Genomic DNA, 2,831 nt, shown 5'->3' with positions numbered 1-2,831 from the left:
CTGACATGCTCGACGACGGACTGGAGACGCCCGTAGGCGCCGGCGGGCACCAACTCACCCCCGAGCAAGCGCAGCAACTGGCTCTTGCCCGGCTGATGCTTAAGGATCCGCCCATCGCAGTCCTCGACGAAGCCACAGCCGAGGCGGGAACAGGCTCGGCCACCATGCTGGATGAGGCTGCCGAAGCCGCACTGGCAGGCCGGACGTCCGTGGTGATCGCACACCGATTATCACAGGCAGCCTCCGCAGACACCGTGGTGGTGATGGAGCACGGGCAGATCATTGAATCGGGCCCGCATGAGCAACTGCTGGCCACCGGCGGCAGGTATGCCACGTTGTGGGAGGCCTGGAACAGCTCACTCAGCCGGAATTGATCCGGAGTTTTTGTAGTGCAGAAACTCACTCCCGGGGGTCGTGCCGCACCGGGGTTCCCTTGGCGAACGCGCGCACTTTCGCGTCGTCCCAGATGTGCGCAGGGACGCCCCCGCCCAGGAGTTTGCGGGCCAAGGTGGGGTCATCACCGAAAGGTGCGTGGCTGCCGGCCATGATCATGTTGCCGTAGCGGCGTCCTTTGAGCATGGCGGGGTCCGCGATGATCATGGTGTGCTCGAACGTGTCAGCGATCGTGGCGGCATCGGCGCGGGCGTTCTTGAGGTCGGGGGCGTCCCCGGAGTTGACCACATACAGGCCGTCCGGAGCCAGGACCGCGTCAGCGTGCGCCGTGAATTCGCGCGTGGTCAAGGCCCGGGGCGTGAATGCTCCGGCGAAGACATCGCGGATTATGAGGTCGCGGGTATCGGGAGTGAGGGATTCAGTGACCTGCCTGGCTTCACCGACGCGGAGCCTCAACAACGGCGCCTTGGGCAGGTCGAACCAACCGCGGACGTAATCGGCAAGCTTGCCGTCCAGCTCCACCACTACCTGCCGGGCTTCGGGGTAGGCCGCATGGAAGTAGCGGGCCATGGAGCATGCTCCCCCGCCAAGATGCAGGGCACGCAGCTTCGGTTTCTGTTCGCGGGGCCAGCGCGATTCAACCAGTGCGGCAATCCACCGCATATATTCGAAATCCAGGAACAGCGGGTCCGCGAGGTCGATGTGCGAGCTCATGACGCCGTTGATCTTCAGCAACCAGCCGTTGGAGTTGTCCTGGTCCGGGATGAGTTCGCAGTCGCCGGTATCGATGTAATAGATCCCCGCCACTGGACCATCAGGGCGGGCGCCGGACGGCACCTCGACGACTCCCGTCGTCGACCTTTTACCGCGTTTCGCCACTATTTCCGCCCCGTCCGAGTCATGCTTCAAGCCTAGTGGAGCGACACATTCCCCCTCACCGCCCACCAACACTAAGGATACTTATGATTTAGGGCCATTGGGTCCTATGATCTCTACATGGATCTTGGAGAAACTGTGTGGGCGGAGGTGCTGACGGTGGCAGTGGCGTGGCTGACCGTCGTCTGCCTCATGCTTGCCAGGGTGCCCAAACCTCCGGGGCTCCTGGACCCTCCACTGGATATGGATCCCCCCGACGATCCCGAATCACCCAAAACGCCTTAAGCGAAGTCCTCGGCTTGTGGGCGTCACGTTCGCCGGATGGACGTGAGTTCGTAGACTATCACCGAGCCCGGCGCCACTGCCCGGCACGTCAACTGGCGCTCCGGGCCCCTGCCCGCCCGCAATTCCACCTCGATATTTGCCGGGTGGGGCGGCCGGCCGCTGATCCGGATGCGCCAATAATCGCCCTCACGCAGGGCCTCAGCGACCACATAGTCATGCCGGCCGGCAGGGCCGAACTGCGCCAGGACGGCCGCAACAGCGGCTTGCTGCGGGGGCAGGAGATCCGTATACCCGCGCAGGTACCCTGCATGGATCCGCCCGGATAAATGCTCCTCAATGGTGGCGATGGAGGATCCGGCGTCGAGCCCCCCGTAGTACACGCCGTCCGGGGCAATGACAGCATTGGCAGCGAACCTGTCACCCCCAACATGCGAACATTCCCACACCAGCTCCGGCCAACGCTCCGTGAGCGCGCGCACCACCGGCCGTCCCCGCACGGCGCAGCAGGTGTCATGCTGCCCATGGGCACAGATCAGGATGGTCGGCGGGAATCCGGTCTCGCCGGGAGATGCCAAAGCCAAGGCAATCTCCGCCAGGTCCTCATCCCGGTCCCACGTTCCCCACAATTGGCGATAAGCCCCGGAGCTTTCGTGCCGAAGTACGGCCCACTTGGCCGGACCATGCCGCCGGCGGGCACCTAACCGCCGGGGGCCGGGCCGCCGCACCAAGAGGACCCGCGCACGGGCAGTCCGCGCGGCGGAACTGACCAGGGCCTTTGTCCCGGGCTCCAGGTCAAGGCCATCGAATCCGTTGGGCGGCCACGCACCCGGGTACTCCACAAGGACCCACACCAAGGACGGTGACGCCGTGCCTGCCATCGAGTCACCGCGTACCCTGGCGCTTTCCGCGCAGAAAAAACGCCCCGTTGCGGCCACGGGAAAGTCACTGTTCAACGGGGACGAGAACTCCTGCGCGCAAGAGCCTTTCGACCAGCTCAATCCCGAGATCAGCCACCAGATGATCCCCGCCCTCCAGCAGACGCCGCACGGAGGGCATATTGTCCTCGGGAAAATCGAGCCAGCCAACGCGGGTCGATAAGCGTGAGCCCTCCAGCCGTGCTTCCAAGGCGTCCCTGAGCCGCACCACCGACTCCGGCCTGAGTCCGTCAAGGGCCGCACGTTGGGCCACCGGACCCAGAGGAGCCGGACGCCCTTGTCCCCTTCGGGCGCGGTGGAAAAGGGATGTGGTTTCCGCTTCCATGACAGCGGCTGCGAGGC

The 2,831-nt window shown here is 65.0% G+C and carries 3 protein-coding genes and 2 pseudogenes; 2 read left to right on the top strand and 3 right to left on the bottom strand.

Annotation, left to right across the window (positions count from 1 at the left end):
* Positions 1-374: pseudogene (locus tag HP499_RS23025) on the top strand (ABC transporter ATP-binding protein); the annotation flags it as partial.
* A gap of 25 nt (positions 375-399) precedes the next feature.
* Here the strand turns inward: HP499_RS23025 and HP499_RS23020 are convergent.
* Positions 400-1,272 carry a spermidine synthase gene (locus HP499_RS23020; RefSeq protein ID WP_172326384.1) on the bottom strand — a complete coding sequence of 291 codons (873 nt, stop codon included), beginning with the start codon at positions 1,270-1,272 and terminating at the stop codon, positions 400-402.
* Positions 1,273-1,389: 117 nt separating this feature from the next.
* Between HP499_RS23020 and HP499_RS23015 the strand changes: the two genes are divergently transcribed.
* Positions 1,390-1,554: a hypothetical protein gene (locus tag HP499_RS23015; RefSeq protein WP_172326383.1), complete on the top strand. Its 165-nt coding sequence runs from the start codon at positions 1,390-1,392 to the stop codon at positions 1,552-1,554.
* Between the two features lie 23 nt (positions 1,555-1,577).
* Here the strand turns inward: HP499_RS23015 and HP499_RS23010 are convergent, their stop codons facing one another.
* The gene (locus HP499_RS23010; RefSeq protein ID WP_172326382.1) at positions 1,578-2,432 is read right to left on the bottom strand and encodes a sucrase ferredoxin; all 855 of its coding nucleotides are present in this window, start codon (positions 2,430-2,432) and stop codon (positions 1,578-1,580) included.
* Positions 2,433-2,496: 64 nt separating this feature from the next.
* Positions 2,497-2,831, bottom strand: a pseudogene (locus HP499_RS24935) (cupin); the annotation flags it as partial.

The organism is Paenarthrobacter sp. CM16 (assembly GCF_013179505.1).
Classification (GTDB): Bacteria; Actinomycetota; Actinomycetes; order Actinomycetales; family Micrococcaceae; genus Arthrobacter.
Note: the sequence above shows the minus strand (reverse complement) of the source record. Positions and strands in the feature narration are given on the sequence as shown.